A 19,574-nucleotide genomic window follows, 5' to 3' on the forward strand; every position below is an offset into this window, starting at 1 on the left:
TCACCCCCGGACTTTCTCTGTATATAGTATATAGTGGTTTTCGCTGCTTAGTGAGGTACATCATTAGCAAGTAGGATGCTTGGGTTACAGGTTTTCACTAATTAGAGTAGACATCCCAACTTTTTTTTAATAAGTAATCAAGCGAACATGATATGAAATCTCCAGACATCGCCCAACAACACTTAATTATTTTTACTCGCTACCCAGAACCAGGGAAAACCAAAACCCGACTTATACCCGCTTTGGGTGATGTGGGTGCTGCTAATTTACAACAACAGATGACGGAACATACCATATTTCGGGTTAAAGAACTGCAAAAAACCACTAGGATATCTTGGGAAGTGTGCTTTGCTGGTGGTAACTGTCAACTGATGCAAGATTGGTTAGGAGCAGATTTAGTTTACCGTCCCCAGGGTGAGGGAGACTTGGGGGGGCGGATGGCGCGATCGCTTGCTGAAGCCATACAATCTGGAGCAACACAAGTGATCATTATTGGCACAGACTGTCCGGGAATCAATTCTCACATTCTCAACCAAGCCTTTGAGCAGCTAAACACCCATGATCTCACTCTTGGTCCCGCCATTGATGGTGGCTACTACCTAATTGGTGTATCTGGACTTATTCCAGAATTATTCCTTGATATACCCTGGGGAACCCCTGAAGTTCTGCAACAAACTGTGAATATTGCCAAAAAGCTGAATATATCACTTGCCTACTTGCCTGTTTTAGCTGATGTAGACAATCCAGAGGATTTACCGATTTGGGAGCAAAATAAAATAAGTTTCATACAACTGTTATAGGAACAATATTCAAGTAACTTTAAATAAGATCATCATTGTGACACACCATAAACTTGAAAAACCATGACTACTAATCGTTTTGCTTCTGGTAACGCGGCTCTCAGCCTTAAGGTGGTGGGGATAATTTTAATTTTGTCCTTTTTACTAGATTTTTTCATTCTCATGTTACCCTTTCAACCAACTGATCGGGGCTGGCAAATCAGCCTGGCCACTGCATTAGTTGACCGGGGTATTGTACCTTTAGTGGGAATGGGAATGTTATTTGTGGGTTATTGGATTGATACTGTGGGTGATACCGATCGCCCAAAACCCTTAGATATCAGATTTCCCGTCCTCATATTCTCCAGTGTTCTCGGTTTGATGTTTTTGCTGATTTTTCCCTTACACCTAAATAATGTCCGACAAGCCAGTACTCAAGCTATCAATCAGCTGCGCCAAGATGCTGAACAAGCAGAAAACCAACTGCAAAATCAGTTATCCCAACTCCAAGCCCAACTGAACAACGAACAAGGAAAGGCTCAACTAGAACAGATACGAAACCAAGCCAAAAATCAGTTTACCGAACTACTCAAAAATGAAGAAACATACCAAAAAGCGCTGAATAACCCGGAAATTCCCCCAGCCCAAAAAGAATTACTCAAGAGATTCAAAGAAAATCCCCAAGAACTGGAAACTTTTATCACCCAGCAAACAGACCCCCAAGCACAGGCCAATCAAAGATTGACCCAAATTCGCCAACGTCGAGAAGATGCAGAAAAACAAGCCAAGGACGACGCTTGGAAGTCTGGACTGCGCATTGGGATGAGTAGTTTGCTATTATCCATCGGTTATATCATCATTGGCTGGACAGGTTTACGAAGTATGGGCGCTTTACAGAGTGGTAAACGTAAACCAGCAGCACGCTAGTTTACCACCAACACAAGAGTAGACGGCATTAATAGCCCGGTTTTTACTGCACTTTGGGCATTATTGCCTACCTACTGAGCAATTAGAAATTCCTGAAAAAACTGACAAATGTTTTCAATTTACATACTGACATACAACGAAGAACTAGATATTGCCCCTTGTATTGAGTCAGCAATGCTATGTGATGATATTATTGTTGTAGACTCATATAGCAGCGATCGCACCATAGAAATTGCTAATCTGTATCCTGTTCGTACCGTCCAACACCGTTTTGAAAGTCACGGACGGCAGCGCACTTGGATGTTAGAGTCTATTACACCTAAACATGAGTGGGTGTACATTCTAGAAGCCGATGAGCGCATGACACAAGAACTGTTTGCCGAGTGTGTAGAAGCCACTAGAAATCCCCAATATATTGGCTATTACGTCGCTGAACGTGTCATATTCATGAATCATTGGATTCGCTACAGCACCCAATACCCCCGCTATCAAATGCGTTTATTCCGCCACGGTCAAGTCTGGTTTACAGACTATGGTCATACTGAACGGGAAATATGTAACGGTGCTACCAGTTTTCTGAAAGCAACATATCCCCATTACACCTGTAGCAAAGGTTTAAGCCGTTGGATTGAGAAACATAACCGTTATTCCACAGATGAAGCCAAAGAAACCCTACATCAAATTGAACATGGAGACGTGAAATGGCCAGATTTATTCCTGGGTAAAACGGAAGTTGAAAGACGACGGGCTTTAAAAGATTTATCTTTACGTTTACCTTTTAGACCATTACTGCGCTTTCTGTATATGTACTTGATGTTAGGGGGTTGGCTAGACGGACGCGCCGGCGTAGCATGGTGTACATTACAAGCATTTTACGAGTATCTGATTTTGCTCAAAGTTTGGGAAATGAAAAATATGCCTACACCCAGTTTACAAATAGACTCTCAGGCAGAGAAGACAACTTAGAACAAGCAACAGGGAACAAGAAAAGAGCGGCGATCGCATGGCAACATCCCCTTTATGATAAATCTAAATTCTCATAAAAATAACTCGGACTTAGTGGCAAGTTAACAACCATATCAAACTCCTGCTTTAGTTGTATTGTAATACTTACAGAATTATCAGCAGCTTTTGATTAATCGCGATAGGATAAATAATATATCAGAAACTTGCAACAATTGTTTACAAGTCTGATCAACAAAAGTAACATCCTCAAATTCCATCAATTGTGGGTTTGAGTGCAATGTTATGGAAATTAAACAGTAACAAATATTACAATATATTCGTAATCTGACAAGTACTCTGGTATGAATACCAATAACAAAAGTTCCGGTAACCTGAAACAGGAGAATAGGGACTTGGGAATTAATCAGCTAAAACAGGACTTAAAGAATGACCTAATTGCTGGTTTGTTGGTGGTAATTCCGCTAGCAACAACAATTTGGCTCACCATTACCATCGCCAGTTGGGTAATCAACTTTCTCACCAAAATTCCTAAACAACTCAATCCCTTTGACGGTCTCCAACCTATAGTAGTAAATATACTGAATCTGGTGGTAGGACTAGCCGTTCCCCTATTAAGCATTTTGTTAATAGGGTTGATGGCTCGCAATATTGCCGGGCGTTGGTTATTGGATGTGGGTGAGCGGGTGTTGCAGGCAATTCCCTTTGCTGGGCAAGTATACAAAACCCTGAAACAGCTGTTATCAACTCTACTGGAAGATTCAAACAGTAAATTTCGCCGTGTGATTTTAGTAGAGTATCCCAGAAGAGGAATGTGGGCGATCGCCTTTGTCACTGGTAGCATGAGCCAGGATATCCAAGCCCATATGCCCAGTCCCATGCTAAGTGTTTTCATTCCCAGCACGCCAAATCCCACCACCGGATGGTATGCGGTCGTTCCAGAGGATGAGGTGATCAACCTATCTATGCCCATAGAAGATGCTTTTAAAGTAGTAATTTCTGGTGGGATAGTCGCTCAAAATACGCCCCTACCACCTCTAGTTTTGTCCAAAGACCGAAATAACCAAACTATTGACACTGCCCACTAGTAAGCTGAAAATCAATCCGGCAAAGTCACCGATAAACAGATAGTATGATTATCTGACTTTGCCACAACAGCCGACTAACAACCGCTAATTAATTTTTAGTGCTTAGGCACTTAACTGCCATGCAAGAACGAAAACCCCAACAAATTGCTCGTGAATTGGCGCTATTAAGTCTCAGCCAGTTGCCGATTAACCCCAAAAAGTTGACAGAAGAGCATCTGCCAAAATTAGTCCTAGCCACAGTCCGCACCTTGAGATCAGAAGTGCAAGATACCCTAGATAATGCCACCGGGGAACTGCAACGCAGTAATGAACGCCTGTTAACTAGCCAAACCCGTGCATCAGACCTCAATACTGCCAGAAACCTCCTGAAAGAAGCCATTGACTACACCCAAACGGCAATCAACCAATTAGGGGCTGCGGTGGAATTTCCAGAATTAATTCAACTGGCCAACCAAGACAAGGAAGTGGGTAGATACGCCATCCAACTCGTGAAAATAATCAGTGAACAGCGAGTAATTATTGATGAACACATTTCCTCAGCCTTAGTAGATTGGCAAGTCACTCGCCTAGCTCAAATAGACCGAGATATTTTGCGAATCGCCATAGCAGAAATGATGTTTTTTAATCTGCCAGACAGAGTAGCCGTCAACGAAGCCGTAGAGTTAGCCAAACGCTACAGTGGAGATGAAGGACACCGGTTTATTAATGGTGTCCTACGCCGATTTATTCAACAAAAAACAGCCGTGTAGTATGTCATCCTGAGTTGATCACCATTGTGAGGAGTGGCCAGTGGTTAATAAAGTTTCGCCCCGCCATGGGGCAAACTGGCTGAAACAGGTGAGGATCTTGGGGAGGTTTTCACCCCAATTAAAAGTTGCGGTTCTACTACACTCATAACTAATAACTAATAAATCAAACTTACAACTAACACCTATAGCTACAATGGTTTTTAATTGGTTCCGCCGTCAATATGACGACTCCTCTGACACCCCATCTGAACAAAAACAACCGGAAACTTCTCCAGTCACACCAAGCCCATCAGAGCCAGAGGTGACCTCAAGCCCAACGGTAGACAATCCACAAGACTCAACGGCAGATTTATTAGCCTTTGCTAAATCTGCCTATAAGAACATCCAGCAAAAACAACAAGTTTTAGAAGTAGCAACTGCTCCTGAAGTGGCTGAACCACCGGAAAAGGCAGAAACCCAGCCACCTACACCAGAGCCAACAGCACCAGGTGGTTTATCCCTTTTAGAACGGGCTGCGGCAGAACGCCAAGCCAAACAAGAACGACTCATAGCCAACGCCATTGAAGTACCTGAGCCGGAAGTATTACCACCACAAGCCACCATCCCAGAAACAGCCCAAGAGGTGGGGGGATTAGCATTTGATGAAGGTTTTGTCTGGTCAGCAGAGGTATTGGCTGCCCAAGGTAGACGACCAGAAGATATTTCCATAGAGGAAATCACCTGGCTGAAAAAGCTGCGCCGGGGTTTAGATAAAACCCGTCGTAACATCCTTAACCAACTCAAGGCAATTGTTGGACAAGGCCCACTCAATCAAGCTGCGGTGGCGGAAATAGAATCGGCACTTTTGCAAGCTGATGTGGGGGTAGAAGCCACTGATTACATTATCAGTACCCTACAGAAAAAACTATTAGCAGAAGCTACCCCCCCAGAAGAAGCGATCGCTTACCTAAAACAAATCCTGCGGGATATGTTAGATGCACCCCTGCAAAAAGCCCACAATGCCAGCTTTACCCCAGAAAAAGAAACCTTAAATATTTGGTTAATCACTGGGGTAAATGGTGCTGGTAAAACCACAACTATTGGTAAAATATCTCACCTAGCTAAAAAATCTGGTTATAAATGTTTAATTGGCGCTGCTGATACTTTCCGGGCGGCTGCTGTGGAACAGGTGAAGGTGTGGGGTAATCGTAGCGGCGTAGAAGTCATTGCCAACCCAGGGAAAAATACTGACCCTGCTGCTGTGGTCTTTGATGCCATCGCTGCCGCCCAAGCACGAGAAACTGAATTACTGTTAGTAGATACGGCCGGGCGGCTGCAAAACAAGAAAAACTTAATGGATGAACTGGCTAAAATCCGCCGGATTATTGACAAAAAAGCCCCTAATGCCAAAATAGAATCCCTGTTGGTGTTAGATGCCACTTTAGGTCAGAATGGATTGCGGCAAGCTGAAGTTTTTTCCCAAGCCGCTCAACTCAGTGGGGTAGTCTTAACCAAGTTAGATGGTACAGCTAAGGGGGGTGTTGCCCTAGCAGTGGTAAAGCAGCTAGGTTTACCCATTCGCTTTATTGGTGCTGGGGAAGGTATGGAGGATTTGCGTCCTTTTTCTAGCTACGAGTTTATCGAAGCCCTATTAAGTGGCTAGTTGCCATTTTTTTAGTTAAGATTTCTTCTGGACTTGCCTGAGCCTCTTGATCCTCGTCAAAGTAGATGCCAAATTTCAACCAAATTTCAACCAAATTTCAATTTACTTTACCCAGCTGGGTTTGAATTGGCCATTTTTCCCAACCCGAGCCAGCAAAAACACCAACTAGACCCTTGAGGCTGAACGGTTCCAGAAGAAAAGGAAAAAAAAGTCCAAAATTATTTGGTTAACAGGGTTTTTTTGAATTTAAAGATGTATGATTTGTTCATTAAGTTATACAACAACTCACACCTTAATCATGTATAAGCAAATTTGCTGATGAACTCATAACTCCTGTCCCAAGATAATTTAGCAGTTCCCCAAAAACTTATTTTATTTTAAAGTCATCTTAACTGTATCTATATCAAGTGCAATAATACATTTACCTGTGTCTCAATCCCCCTCTCAACCCACTGATAATAATATTAGTCCTAGCCCCGATGTTACCCCAGTGGTGACACCCAAGGAAGTCGAGGACAGACTAAAGCGAGAACAGAATAAAATCCAAGATTTACTCAGTTCTTTAGGATTTGCCCTGAGAAGCTTTAATAATTTAAACCAGTTTTTGGAGCTGATCCCGCTCATGGCAACAAAAGTAACAGATGCAGATGGTAGTGCTTTGTTTCTGTATAAACCCAATGGTCAAATTAGCTTAGAACAACTACACTGGAAGGATAGCCGCCAGCGTAAAAACATTCGCAAAGCCCTTGAAACTGCTAGTAGTCAAATTACTCTTTTGTCTAAGACCAGCCCTTTAGCAAATGCAACGGGAATTTTAGATGACCAAATGCACCGCTACTTGGGTTCTGATGTGCAAATTTTTGGTACAGCAATTTTAGTCAAGCATACAGAACGGGGCTGGCTCTACGTCCTCAGCCGTGATCCTGAATATAGCTGGACGGAAACTAGACAAAAGTTAGTCAGACTAGTGGCGGATCAAACATCTGTGGCCATTAAAAATGAGGAACTGGCTGTAGAATTGAGGAAAAAAGAGCGCCTAGATCAAGAACTAGAAATTGGCGCAGAAATTCAACGGCGACTTCTACCACGTCAATGTCCCCTTATTCCTGGTGCAACTTTGGCTGCACGCTGTAAACCCGCTAATCGTGTGGGTGGGGATTACTACGATTTTATCCCCACTCATGGGAAAAACTCCCAGGAAAGTCAGCGCTGGGGTTTGGTAATTGGGGATGTTATGGGTAAAGGTGTCCCGGCGGGACTAATTATGACCATGATGCGGGGAATGCTGCGGGGAGAGGTATTACATGGTAATTCACCGTGTATAATTCTGCAAAATTTGAATCGAGTTATGTATGCGGATCTAGAAAATTCTCACCGCTTTGTTACCCTGTTTTACTCAGAGTATAATCCCACTAATCGAGTTTTATCTTATAGTAATGCGGCGCACAATCCCCCCTTGTGGTGGCACGCAGCAACTAAAAGCATTAGCCGTTTGGATACTTTGGGAATGCTGATTGGTTTAGATGCCAATAGCCAATATGAAAATGCCCAGGTGCAGTTACAACCTGGGGACATAGTAATTTACTATACAGATGGCTTAACGGACGCTGCGGCTGCTAGTGGCGATCGCTTTGATGAAGAAAATTTCATTGCTGCTTTTACAGCAGCTTGTAGGTATTGCAGCAACCCCCAGGAAATAGTAGATTACCTATTTGACAAAGTGTTGCAGTTTATCGGACCTCATCAGCAAAACACTGACGATATGACGTTAGTTGTCTTAAAAATTCAATGAACTGTGGTTATTTCCGGTTCTGTGCTGAGGAGAGTACCAAAAAAGTCGTAGCGATCTAGTGCTTCCAAGATTCCCCAGGCATAATGTCCTTGGGCAAAGTAAATTTGTGGATAGCCATGCAGCTTTTTTAGTTCAGGGCTGTAGTTCCCTACTACTACACCCAAGGTGTTTCCAGACAACATTGACTCGTCATTACCAGATGCACCTGCTACCAAAAATTGTTGAATTGGTAGTCCCCACTTTAAAGCACAATAGCGGATGGCATCTCCTTTAGAAGCCCGGATGGGTAACAAGTCAAGATACATATTATGGCTGTAAATTCCTTTAACATGGAGTCCACACCGCCGCAAATGACGCATGATTTCCTTAAAGCTTAAGGATTTGGTTTCATTAATAAAGTAGCTGACCTTAAATTTACCTTGAGTTTCTGGAGGCTGTAAATTGACTCCGGGTAGTTCTTCCATTGCTTGACGCACAGCCTCAGCGTCCCAATGATAACTAATGTGTCTTTGCCAGTTGGTATCTGGTACTACCTGGGGACCGTAATAGATTTCACTACCAGTGGCTACAATCAGCAGGTCTGGTCTAGGGAAATTCCACTCTTCTAACATTTCTAAGGAACTGCTGAGGTTGCGCCCAGTGGCAATTCCCACACCTGTTGAGTGTCCTTCGTTACGTAGGCGTTCAATGAGTTTGTGTAGGGCTTCTTGGTCGCCTAACAGAGTGTTATCAATTTCGCAAACCAGAAAGCGATCTGCAGTTGGTAAGCGATTTTGGTCGGGGAAGTTTCCATGAGATAGATCAGGTGCTAAGGCTTTTGATAAGGGACTCAGCAGAGATTGTACTGGTCGTTGGGGTAACTGGTGTAAGTGTTCCAGATAACGTTCTACGTGACTACCCCAAGAGAAATGATCGCGAACTTTATCTAGTCCATTTTTCGCCCAACCTTCCCACTGTTTTTTATCTGTCAGGGCTGTTACTAAAGCATCCTGAATTTGTTTAATATCTAAAGGATCAATTAACATCCCATTATTGCACACAGCCAGGATATCTCGCGGACCACCATCTGATGTGGCAATAATTGGCACACCGCAGGCTGTAGCTTCAATTAATGTTAGACCAAACGGCTCTGTTAATGCTGGATTGATAAAAACTCCCTTTGTTTTTGCCAACAAGCGATATAATTCCGGTACGTCATCAGATGAATGGTGTTTAGGATAGGCCACATATCCGTATAGGTCGTAGCGATCAATCAACTGGAAAACTTCCGTAAGTACATGGCGTGGGTCTGATTCCATGGTGGTGATGTCATCCCGGTTGCCTAAAATCAAGACTAAATTGGCTAAATGGCGCAGTTTTGGATGTTCACCATAGGCTTTAACCAGTGAGCCGACATTTTTGCGAATTGCTGGACGGGAAAGCGCCATAATCATGGGCTGATCCGGATGGGTGAGAAATCGCTTTAAATCATTGTAAATTCCTGGTTCTTGCCAATTCTCCGGCGGTGGGTAAAAATCTCTGAGTGCTACCCCTGGAGGAATTACTACCATTCTATTTGGTTGATAGTGGTCATAAATTCCGTATTGATCGGTGACTTCTTGATGGGTACTGGCGATGACTAATGCTGCACTGGCTAGGGTTGTTTCTTCGGCTTCAATTCTTGTACTAATGTGATAGGTGCTTTCTATGGTTTCTTTTTTAGTACCATGATCTAATAGTCGTTGTTGTTTTACCCTACCCAGGGAGTGTCCGGTATGTACCAGTGGTACACCTAACCAACCCGCAACCCGACAACCCACATATCCAGCGTCGGCGTAATGACTATGAATCACATGGGGTAATTTTCCGACTTGGCGCAGGTGCTTGAGTAGTTCATCTGCAAAATTATCTAAATGCGGCCAAAGAACTTCTTTACGGAGATAGCGACGCGGCCCGCAGTTAAGACGAATGATTTGGGCTTTATTATTGAGTACTTCTATGGGTTGAGCATAATCTGTACTAACTTTGGGATCATTGACTAAACGAGTTACCAGGTCTACACGTTCTACTTGTGGGTTTGCTGCTAAGGCTTGAGTGAGTTCTAAAACATATTTAATTTGTCCGCCCGTGTCTGCATCTCGGCCTAATTCTAAATTTTTACCACGAATTAAGCCGTGAACACTGACTAGTAGAATATATAATCCTGGGCTATTTGACATTTTACATCCCTCTATATTTACTGTACTAAAGCCCCTGAACAGCTTCTTATGCCGGCTTAGACCGCTACAGATGAGTAAAAAATAACATTATGCTAATGTTTACAAATTATAAAGCAAATGTGCAGATTTATGACCGATATGTCAAGAAAAGAAGACATTGAATTAGTTGCGCCATCGCATTATACTTGATTTTAGTATAAATTATGAATGATCATCTAATTGCGGATAAATTGTAGTTTAGAATACTTTATTTTTTCAGTATAAAGTCATCGCATTATTTTTGATTGAAGATAAACTTATGGCGCTGATAGTTCAAAAATACGGTGGTACATCTGTTGGCTCAGTAGAACGTATTCAGGCTGTGGCACAGCGTGTTTACCAAACTGTTGCTGGGGGCAATTCTGTAGTTGTGGTGGTTTCGGCTATGGGCAAAACCACTGATGGACTGGTGAGAATGGCTGAGGAAATTTCTCGCCATCCTAACCGCAGGGAAATGGATATGCTGCTTTCCACAGGGGAGCAAGTGACTATTGCTTTGGTCAGTATGGCACTGCAAGAAATCGGACAGCCGGCCATTTCCATGACTGGCGCTCAAGTAGGAATTGTTACGGAAGCTGAACATACCCGCGCCAGGATTTTACATATTGAAACAGAACGGCTAAATCATCATCTCACTCAAGGTAAAGTGGTGGTGGTAGCTGGGTTTCAAGGCATATCTAGCATGGGAGATATGGAAATTACCACTTTGGGGCGTGGCGGTTCTGATACTTCAGCAGTGGCTATAGCTGCGGCTATAGGGGCAAATTGTTGTGAAATTTATACAGATGTTCCAGGGATTTTGACTACAGATCCCCGCCTGGTTGCTGAAGCCCAGTTAATGGATGAGATTACTTGTAATGAAATGCTGGAACTGGCAAGTTTAGGGGCAAAGGTGTTACATCCGCGGGCGGTGGAAATTGCCCGGAATTATGGTGTTCCCCTGGTGGTAAAATCTAGTTGGACTGATGACCCGGGTACTTGGGTTAAGTCTCCTCAACCCCAAGGGCGATCGCTAGTTAACTTAGAAATTGCCCGCCCTGTGGATAATGTAGAATTTGACACAGACCAAGCTAAGGTGGCACTGTTGCGCGTACCCGATAAACCAGGGGTAGCAGCTAAATTATTTGGGGAAATATCCCGGCAAAGTGTAGACGTAGATTTAATTATTCAATCCATACATGAAGGTAATAGTAATGATATTGCCTTTACCGTCACAGCACCAATATTAAAACGGGCTGAAGCAGTAGCAGCAGCCATCGCCCCGGCATTAAGGAGTCAATCTCAACCCAACAGTGATGAGGCTGAAGTCATAGTAGAAGAAAATATTGCTAAGGTGAGCATTGTGGGCGCAGGAATGATTGGCCGTCCTGGGGTAGCAGCCAAAATGTTCGCCACTTTGGCCGGGGCTGGAGTCAATATCCAGATGATTTCTACCAGTGAAGTAAAAGTTAGTTGTGTGGTGGATGGGGATCAATGCCATCGGGCTGTGGCCGCACTTCGTCAGGCTTTTGAGATAGAAGAACACCAGGAACAAAAGCCATTAGCAGAAATTGTGGGTTCATCTTCCCCCATTCCCCCGGTGCGTGGTGTGGCTTTGGATGTTAAGCAAGCACGTTTGGCAATTCGTCAAGTCCCAGACCGTCCGGGAATGGCAGCAAAATTGTTTGGACTTTTAGCACAACACAACATCAGTGTTGATATGATTATTCAATCACAGCGCTGTCGAATAGTTGACGGTATTCCCAGACGAGATATAGCTTTTACAGTACCACGGCATGATGGCGAAAATACACAGCAAATACTCACTCAAGCAGCGGAAGAGTTGGGATGGGGTGAAGTTGTGTTAGATAATGCGATCGCTAAGGTAAGCATTGTTGGGGCTGGAATGGTGGGACAACCAGGTATTGCTGCCAAAATGTTTGCAGCCCTGGCCCAACACCAAATCAACATTCAAATGATCGCCACCTCAGAAATTAAAATCAGCTGTGTTGTAGCACAGGAACAAGGTGTACAAGCTTTGCAAGTTATTCACGCAGCCTTTGAGTTGACTGGTCACGACAAATTTGTAATGCCAGTTTAATTGTTATTGGCAATTACAAGGCAATTACAATAATGTTAATGTTGTAGTGCGAGCATCTTGCTCGCTACTTTTAAAAAATGCCCCTACCGCTAATTAAAAATCAATCAAACCATAACCTACAGATGGATTTAAGAATTTGCAGTAACTCAATTGCAGATTCCTGGCGAGTTATATCTAATTTTGGCAATATTTGATAAATTGGGGGGCTACCTTGCTGTATATAAATAAATTGGTAGTCCATACCGTTAGTAGTCAAACCCCAAACGGATGTTTGATTTTCTAAACTTCTATAAGCATAACTGATTAATTGTGGTAAACCTTCCCAAGCATTAACACTGCTGTTTTTAGACTCAATTAGCAATAGCCAAAAAAGTTTATTTCTTGTTTCTCCACCAGATTTATTAACAGCTAAAATATCCATCCGCCCTTTGATATTTGTGTTTTCATCTTCAATAGCAATTTCTGCAATATTTTCTTCTAAAGTAATCTGAATATTGGCTTGATAAAAGCCTGCTAAATTCATCAAGGGGGCAATAAAAAGAAATTTTATTTGTCCTTCTGCAATTTTACCAGCCGCGTAATAACTGCGAAATAAATCACGGATTTTCCACAGTTCTTGTTGTTCAAACTCGGTGAGGGACTCTAGAGGTAGCAATGATGTAATTGAATCATTAAACTGTTCTTTCAATTTAAAATAGCGGTTAACATCTTGTAAAGTGAGGTTTCTGGCATCTAAAGTAGTAGTCATGGGTTTATTTTTGATGTAAAAGCTAAAGTATACAATTCACCAGATTTTTTGTAACCAGATTTTTTGTAAATTGATTACAAATCCAGGTAAAACATTTTCACCAGTTAGACTTGCAGGTAATTTTAAAACTTCTACTAACTGCTCTGGACGGTAAATTTCTACTTCCTCTTTTTTGCGGTTAATCAACCAACCTAATCGACATCCATTAGACCGATATTCATTCATTTTCTCTTGAATTTTGAGCAAATTATCAGATGGTGACATGATTTCAATCACAAAATCTGGGCATAAAGGTAAAAACTTCTCTCTTTGTTGTTTGGTCAAAGCTTGCCAACGAGATTTTTCCAACCAGGACACATCAGGAGAACGGTCAGCACCATTTGGTAAGGTGAAACCAGTAGATGAATCAAAAACTTCCCCCAGTTGAATTTGTTCATTCCATAATGCTATTTGCACAATTAAATTAACATTACATCTACCTGTTTCCCCTCCTGTTGGTGGCATGATAATTAATTCCCCCTGGGCGTTGCGTTCTAATTTTAAATCAGGGTTGTCTAGACACAATTGATAAAACTGCTCTGGTGTTAGTTTAATTAAAGAATTAAGATTTAATGTCAGAGATGTCATAAGGCTCATACCTTCCTAAGTATCGTTCATCCTCACTCTAAATCGGGTTCTACACCTAAAGCCCGTAATTGTTCAATTAATCGTTCTTTTTGTCGTCTTTCTTGTGCTGTGCGTTCTCTTTCTGCTTCTGTGGGAGTTAACACCCAATTACCACTGCTATCATACCAACGTAACCAAGGTTGGTTAATATTATAATAGTTTCCTTGCCAAACACCTAAACCTAATTCTATTTCTGGAATCCAAAACTGAGAGTCTGATAAACTAACTTCTGCATAACGACCGCCATTTAATTTAAACATTTTAAATTTGTATTGGTAACGGTCAAAAATGGCATAATAGGGAACTCTTAATATCTGTTCGTAAACTGTCCACTTGGTGGGGGGGTTGGTTACATCCCGCAAGGTTTGCCCCAGGTCTTCTTTTTCTGTTCCTGGTGAGAGCAACTCTACTATAATAAATGGACTGATGCCTTCTTGCCAAACTACGTAACTGAGGCGTAAATCTCTGTTGTCATACAGGGGAGAAACATCTAGAGCCACAAACCAGTCAGGTCTTTTGTACCATGTGGGATGATGGGGGTGATAATAAAGATTCATGTCACTAGCGGTAAATATTTTGTCGCTAGGATAAATAGGAGAGTCAAAGGTTTCGTCTAATAACCGGGGTTGTAATAAATGAAATTGATCAGGCAAACCAGGTTCCTTTGGGTCTTCACTTATCAAATCATACATGGTGGGTAAAACTTCTTGAGGAGAAGGAGGTGGATCTGTTTGATACATGGGAAAATAATCCTGTAGAAGTCCTGCCTCTATTATCAACTCTCTATGTTCTCTGCGCCTCTGCGGTAGAATATTTTTTTGATACAGTTCTACTTAATTTAGCGTTAGCTCACTATTACAGCGCCTATGGTACACGTCAAGCGCGTGGAACTTACTAATTTTAAGTCCTTTGGTGGTACTACCTCGGTCCCTCTCTTACCCGGTTTTACGGTGATCTCTGGACCTAATGGTTCTGGTAAATCTAATATTCTTGATGCACTGCTGTTTTGCTTGGGGCTGTCTAGTTCTAAGGGTATGCGAGCCGATAGATTACCAGATTTGGTGAATAATAACCAAACTTGCAAGGGACGGGGTTCTATTGAAGCCAGTGTGACGGTGACTTTTGATTTGTCTGGAGAGGTTTTACCCAAGGGAGCAGGGGCGCAGGGTAAGGAAGATGAGACAATGTCTGAGTTACCCAGTGAGTGGAGTGTGACTCGGCGTTTGCGGGTGAATCACCAGGGGGGTTATACCTCTAGTTATTATATTAATGGTGTGGCTTGTACTTTGGCAGAGTTGCATGACCAGTTAAATAATCTCCGCATTTATCCTGAAGGGTATAATGTGGTGTTACAAGGGGATGTTACTAGCATTATCTCTATGAATGCTAGGGAACGTCGGGAAATTATTGATGAGTTGGCTGGGGTTTCGGCTTACGATCGCAAAATTACCCAAGCGAAAAAAACCCTAGATGAGGTGAAAGACAAGGAAGATAGTTGTAGGATTATTGAGAGAGAGTTAACCCATCAGCGCGATCGCTTGTCTCAAGACCGAGGGAAGGCGGAAAAGTATCAACGCCTCCGGACGGAGTTTTTACAAAAGCAATCTTGGCAAGGGGTTTTATCTTGGCGGGGGCTGCAAGCCCAGTTAGAAGGGTTAATTAAGACAATTGAACAGGGAGATATCTGTGGGGTAGAATTAAGTGGTCAACTTACTACCCTGAATAAATCTATTGCTGACCAAAGTGCTGAATTAGAAGCACTCAATGCTCATGTTAAGGCTTTGGGTGAGGATGAACTTTTGGCAGTGCAATCTACTCTAGCAACTCAAGCAGCAGAACACAAGCAACTACAACGACAACAAACTGAGTTAACTAAAGCCATTGCAGAAAATGTGGAGCAATTAAGGCAAACTCAGCGGGAAATTGAGCAATACCAAGGTTCTATTCAGGAAATCGCGGCGGATGAACTTGTAGCACAGCAATCTATCATTCACCGTCTGCAAGAACGAGATCAAGCCCAACAAGTTTTAGATGCTTCCCGCACCGCAGCTGCGGAAGTCGCTTCAGCTTCTGAGGCTTGGGTGCAGCAACAAACAGCTTTTAACTTTGAAATAGAATCTTTGCTGCAAACTCTGGAACCCCAGCGCACGGAACAGGCCCAACTCAGGGAACGGAATGATCAATTACAGCTGCTAATTAGGGAACAAACTCAGTTAATTGCTAGGTTAGAACCAGAATTAGCAGGCAAACAAACTGAATATACCAGCCTAGAAACTGAATTTAACGCGTCTAGTCAACCTATCCAAACTTTAGCAGAAAATCTCTCGGCTACAGAACAAGAATTACAAATCCAACAAGAAACCCAAAGGCGACTTTTACAAGAACAACGAGAAAAACAACGCCAGTTAGATAAAATCGAAGCCCAAGCCCAAGCCCAACAGGAAGTACAGGGAACCCAAGCTAGTAAAGTCATTTTACAATCGGGACTGCCGGGGCTGTGCGGTTTAGTGGTACAGTTAGCCAAAGTGGATCCACTCTATCAGTTAGCTTTAGAAATTGCTGCTGGTGGGCGTTTGGGTCATATTGTGGTGGAAGATGACAGCGTAGCTGCAGCAGGAATAGAATTACTCAAACAAAAACGGGCTGGGAGGGCGACTTTTTTACCCTTAACAAAAATTCGTACTAGTAAGTTAGTTCAAGATGTGACGTTACGTTATGTTAACGGCTTTGTAGATTATGCTGTTAATTTAATTGAGTGCGATGGCCGTTATCAAGATGTTTTTAATTATGTCTTCGGTAACACGGTGGTATTTACCAATATCCAAGCGGCCCGGTCCAATATGGGACTATACCGCATTGTCACTTTAGATGGGGAATTGTTGGAAACTAGCGGCGCAATGACTGGGGGTAGTGTTAATCAGCGTTCAACCTTAAAATTTGCTACAGGAGATGGGGGAGAGTCTCAGGAGGTGACGGCTTTAAAAAGTCGTTTAGGGGATATTGACCGAATTATAGAACGTTGTACCGCTGCCATGGCTGCTTTATCAGCCCAAACCAAACAAGACACCCAATTACTCACCGCAGCGAGACAAACCCGACGGGAACAACAGCTGCAATTAGAACACTTGCAAAAAGAGATTAACAATATAGTAGGGCAAATGCACAGCACACGCTCCCAACTACAGCAAAACCAAGCCAAAATCACCACAGCCCAATGTCGGTTATCAATTTTAGACCGGGAATTACCAGGACAAGAAAAACAATTACAACAATTAAGACAAGCTCTAGCAGAGTTAGAACAATCTCAAACCCCTAGTGAATGGCAAAAAATCCAAGTAACTATTAAAGAACAAGAGCAACAATTAAAACAAACAGAAACAGAATTAAGAAACGCCGAGGAAAAATTAACTAAGCTGCAAATTCAGCAACAGCGATCGCAAGAAAAAATCCAAGCAGCCCAAGAGAAAATTTACCAATACCATGATCAGCAAGAACGGCAACAAAATCAACTCAACGCCCTGAGCCAGCAAGAAGCAGCACTGAATAGTCAAATAAGCACCACCAAGGAGAAATTCAGTCAAATTGAACAAAATTTAGGGGCAGAGAAACAAAAACGGGACATGATAGAGGAAGAATTGCGATCGCAGCTTTTACGCCAGCAACAAATACAATGGGAAATAGAAAAACTCCAACAAAGCCAAGCAAGGCGACGGGAAGAGTTAACAACATTGCAAAACCAAATCAGAGAAGCCAGTACAGAATTACCCGATCCTTTGCCAGAAGTACCGGATCAAGTAGATTTAGAGGAATTAGAAAAAGAACTGCGAACCCTGGGCAAACGCCTACAGTCCATGGAGCCAGTGAATATGTTAGCCTTAGAAGAATATGAACGCACCCAGAACCGCCTCCAGGAACTAACGGAAAAATTGCAAACCCTAGCAGCAGAGCGTACCGAACTACTGTTACGCATTGAAAACTTTACCACATTGCGGCAACTAGCTTTTAAAGAAGCCTTTGATGCTGTCAATCAAAACTTTCAATCTATTTTTGCCATACTTTCTGAAGGTGACGGCCACTTGCAACTGGAAAACCCCGAGGATATATTTAACAGTGGACTAAATTTAGTCGCCCATCCCAAAGGGAAACCAGTACAGCGTTTAGCCTCCATGTCTGGGGGAGAAAAATCACTCACAGCCTTGAGTTTTATCTTTGCCCTACAACGTTATCGCCCCTCGCCATTTTATGCCTTTGATGAAGTAGATATGTTTTTAGATGGGGCAAATGTGGAAAGATTAGCTAAAATGATTAAACAACAAGCCCAACAAGCACAATTTATAGTTGTGAGTTTGCGTCGTCCAATGATAGAATCGGCCGAACGCACCATTGGTGTTACTCAAGCACGAGGGGCTTACACTCAAGTTTTGGGTATTAAATTACCATCACCCAATACATCTGCTTGAGATTTTGTTAATAATAGTGTATGGATAAACAGATAAACCGGATTCGAGATCAGGACTCGGTATAGAATGACCTCTGAACAGATAATTAGGCGTTCCGACATATTAAACACCCAGGTAATTACTCGCGACAACGGCAAACGACTCGGTGTCGTCAGTCAACTTTGGGTTGATATTGATCAAAGGGAGGTTGTGGCTCTTGGTTTACGAGACAGCCTGATCTCTATTTCCAGTCTGCCACGCTATATGTACCTTAGCACCATCAACCAAATTGGTGATGTAATTCTAGTTGACAACGAAGATGCCATCGAGGATATTGACGTTGAAACTTTAAGTAACCTGATTAACTGGGAAGTAATTACAGAAACAGGTGAAGTATTAGGCAGGGTGCGGGGCTTCAAGTTCAATGCCGAAAGCGGTAAAATTCTTTCTATAGTTATCGCTTCTATCGGACTACCCCAAATTCCCGACCAAGTTGTTAGTACCTATGAGTTATCAGTAGATGAAATCGTCAGCACTGGCCCTAGCAGATTAATAGTATTTGAGGGAGCAGAAGAACGAGTTAATCAGTTAACAGTTGGTTTACTAGAACGCTTAGGTATTGGTAAAGCACCGTGGGAACGAGGAGCAGAAGAAGAATATGGCTATACTCCCCGTACAGTGGCACCAGCAAATCAGCTACCCAGTGGCGTACCATTACAACCTCCTCAAGCTAAAGTTCGCGCCCCTCAACCTGTGGTAGAGGAGGAATGGACAGAAGACTACGTAGAGGAAGAAATACCACAGCGTCAAGTTATGCAGGCGCGACAGTATGAATCAATTCAATACGAAGAAGATGAAGAGGATAACTGGAGCGAGGCCACAGGACGGGATAGATATTCAGAACCACCTAGATATGAACGCCAGCCTTACATTAACCAATACGACGACTATGACGACATAGAAGGCGACGCTTGGGATGACACACCAAAGCCAGTAAATATTCCCAAAAAAATCAAAGAAAGACAGCCAGAGTATGAAGAGGAAGGCGGATATTAAAGTAATTAATTACTCAATAATTCCTCGTTTCTAATTCGTAAATCAGGATATAGATCCCCGACCTAGTTGGGGATCTGTTTGTTTAGGGAACAGGGAACTGCGATCAAGCGGTGATAAGTGCCATGATTACTAAAATCATATTTCTCAACTCTCCATGGTGTTGTAACACAAGCATCCTGCTTGTTTTTATTTGATTTGTTGATCAGGCGATTGGCTCCGCCAGTACCGTAGGCAATCGCATTGCTTGTGAGCTGCAATTCTAAATTCTAAATTCTAAATTCTAAATTCTAAATTCTTTGTTAGCCGATATTCAAAAATCACGACAGATATGTAAACCAAATTCAGTCTGTTTCTAACCGACTTTAGCTTTCAGGCGGGGAATTCATTCCCCGACAAGCAAGATGCTTG

At 42.6% G+C, this 19,574-nt stretch carries 15 protein-coding genes; 11 read left to right on the forward strand and 4 right to left on the reverse strand.

Annotated elements, in window-relative coordinates; genetic code table 11:
• Positions 1-152 precede the first annotated feature (152 nt).
• The 7 genes from NWP17_RS14135 to NWP17_RS14165 all read left to right on the forward strand — a co-directional run bounded on the left by NWP17_RS14135 (position 153) and on the right by NWP17_RS14165 (position 7,940).
• Positions 153-800 (forward strand): TIGR04282 family arsenosugar biosynthesis glycosyltransferase, encoded by a 648-nt coding sequence (locus NWP17_RS14135; protein WP_280655533.1) that lies wholly within the window; start codon positions 153-155, stop codon positions 798-800.
• A 63-nt stretch (positions 801-863) separates the two neighbouring features.
• Positions 864-1,706, forward strand: coding sequence for a hormogonium polysaccharide biosynthesis protein HpsJ (gene hpsJ-B, locus NWP17_RS14140; protein ID WP_280655534.1), 843 nt, complete (start codon positions 864-866; stop codon positions 1,704-1,706).
• Between the two features lie 108 nt (positions 1,707-1,814).
• Complete coding sequence (locus NWP17_RS14145) at positions 1,815-2,672, forward strand: glycosyltransferase family 2 protein (protein ID WP_280655535.1); 858 nt, start codon at positions 1,815-1,817, stop codon at positions 2,670-2,672.
• Positions 2,673-3,013: 341 nt separating this feature from the next.
• Positions 3,014-3,757, forward strand: a complete 744-nt coding sequence (locus NWP17_RS14150) for a DUF502 domain-containing protein (RefSeq protein ID WP_280655536.1) — start codon at positions 3,014-3,016, stop codon at positions 3,755-3,757.
• Between the two features lie 119 nt (positions 3,758-3,876).
• Positions 3,877-4,506, forward strand: coding sequence for a transcription antitermination factor NusB (gene nusB, locus NWP17_RS14155; RefSeq protein ID WP_280655537.1), 630 nt, complete (start codon positions 3,877-3,879; stop codon positions 4,504-4,506).
• 193 nt (positions 4,507-4,699) lie between these two features.
• The gene (gene ftsY, locus NWP17_RS14160) at positions 4,700-6,148 is read left to right on the forward strand and encodes a signal recognition particle-docking protein FtsY (protein WP_280655538.1); all 1,449 of its coding nucleotides are present in this window, start codon (positions 4,700-4,702) and stop codon (positions 6,146-6,148) included.
• Between the two features lie 427 nt (positions 6,149-6,575).
• The gene (locus NWP17_RS14165; RefSeq protein ID WP_280655539.1) at positions 6,576-7,940 is read left to right on the forward strand and encodes a GAF domain-containing SpoIIE family protein phosphatase; all 1,365 of its coding nucleotides are present in this window, start codon (positions 6,576-6,578) and stop codon (positions 7,938-7,940) included.
• On the opposite strand, the gene NWP17_RS14170 is transcribed toward NWP17_RS14165, so the two are convergent.
• Positions 7,934-10,138: an HAD-IIB family hydrolase gene (locus NWP17_RS14170; RefSeq protein WP_280655540.1), complete on the reverse strand. Its 2,205-nt coding sequence runs from the start codon at positions 10,136-10,138 to the stop codon at positions 7,934-7,936. The two genes, NWP17_RS14165 and NWP17_RS14170, sit on opposite strands and share 7 nt — an antisense overlap.
• A gap of 298 nt (positions 10,139-10,436) precedes the next feature.
• Here NWP17_RS14170 and NWP17_RS14175 point away from each other — a divergent pair, with 298 nt between their 5' ends.
• Positions 10,437-12,257, forward strand: a complete 1,821-nt coding sequence (locus NWP17_RS14175; protein WP_280655541.1) for an aspartate kinase — start codon at positions 10,437-10,439, stop codon at positions 12,255-12,257.
• A 100-nt stretch (positions 12,258-12,357) separates the two neighbouring features.
• Here the strand turns inward: NWP17_RS14175 and NWP17_RS14180 are convergent, their stop codons facing one another.
• The 3 genes from NWP17_RS14180 to NWP17_RS14190 are packed head-to-tail and all read right to left on the reverse strand — an operon-like array spanning position 12,358 to position 14,411.
• Positions 12,358-13,005 (reverse strand): restriction endonuclease subunit R, encoded by a 648-nt coding sequence (locus tag NWP17_RS14180; RefSeq protein WP_280655542.1) that lies wholly within the window; start codon positions 13,003-13,005, stop codon positions 12,358-12,360.
• A 36-nt stretch (positions 13,006-13,041) separates the two neighbouring features.
• Positions 13,042-13,632 carry a Uma2 family endonuclease gene (locus tag NWP17_RS14185; RefSeq protein WP_280655543.1) on the reverse strand — a complete coding sequence of 197 codons (591 nt, stop codon included), beginning with the start codon at positions 13,630-13,632 and terminating at the stop codon, positions 13,042-13,044.
• Between the two features lie 32 nt (positions 13,633-13,664).
• Positions 13,665-14,411 carry a Uma2 family endonuclease gene (locus NWP17_RS14190; RefSeq protein ID WP_280655544.1) on the reverse strand — a complete coding sequence of 249 codons (747 nt, stop codon included), beginning with the start codon at positions 14,409-14,411 and terminating at the stop codon, positions 13,665-13,667.
• On the opposite strand from NWP17_RS14190, the gene NWP17_RS14195 reads away from it, so the two are divergent.
• From NWP17_RS14195 to NWP17_RS14205, 3 genes are all read left to right on the forward strand, one after another.
• Positions 14,393-14,569, forward strand: a complete 177-nt coding sequence (locus NWP17_RS14195; protein WP_280655545.1) for a hypothetical protein — start codon at positions 14,393-14,395, stop codon at positions 14,567-14,569. The genes NWP17_RS14190 and NWP17_RS14195 overlap by 19 nt on opposite strands.
• Positions 14,538-18,131 (forward strand): chromosome segregation protein SMC, encoded by a 3,594-nt coding sequence (smc, locus tag NWP17_RS14200; protein ID WP_280655546.1) that lies wholly within the window; start codon positions 14,538-14,540, stop codon positions 18,129-18,131. The genes NWP17_RS14195 and smc overlap by 32 nt, the downstream gene beginning before the upstream one ends.
• Before the next feature lie 66 nt (positions 18,132-18,197).
• Positions 18,198-19,166, forward strand: a complete 969-nt coding sequence (locus tag NWP17_RS14205) for a PRC-barrel domain-containing protein (RefSeq protein WP_280655547.1) — start codon at positions 18,198-18,200, stop codon at positions 19,164-19,166.
• Positions 19,167-19,574: the final 408 nt, after the last annotated feature.

Source organism: Chrysosporum bergii ANA360D, assembly GCF_029891735.1.
GTDB lineage: Bacteria > Cyanobacteriota > Cyanobacteriia > Cyanobacteriales > Nostocaceae > Umezakia > Umezakia bergii.